The organism is Escherichia sp. KCJ4928, assembly GCF_004352695.1.
Classification (GTDB): Bacteria; Pseudomonadota; Gammaproteobacteria; order Enterobacterales; family Enterobacteriaceae; genus ECMA0423.
The window spans coordinates 1-283 of sequence record NZ_SJWV01000725.1 but is presented as its reverse complement, the minus strand read 5'-3'; the positions used below and the strand labels follow the sequence as shown (position 1 = coordinate 283).

Here is a 283-nt window from a genome sequence, read left to right as displayed (position 1 = left end):
GAGTGTGGTCACACGTCACGCAGCCCGCTGGACACGCTGGAGAGCGCCATCGGTTTTCACATGCGCGACTGGTGGCAGCCGACAAAAGCAAACTTCTTCGGACACCTGAAAAAGCCGCAGATTATCGCAGCCCTGAATGAGGCAGGACTGTCCGGTGCCGCACGGGACGCGGAGAAGATGAAGAAAGGCGATGCGGCTGAACATGCAGAGTTCCATATGAAAGACAACCGCTGGGTGCCTGGCTGGATGTGTACACCACGTCCACAGATGGATGCCACTGAAC

The 283-nt window shown here is 57.6% G+C and carries 1 pseudogene; it reads left to right on the top strand.

Features of this window, described 5'->3' with window-relative positions:
* Positions 1 to 283, top strand: a pseudogene (locus E0D98_RS26450) (hypothetical protein); the annotation flags it as partial.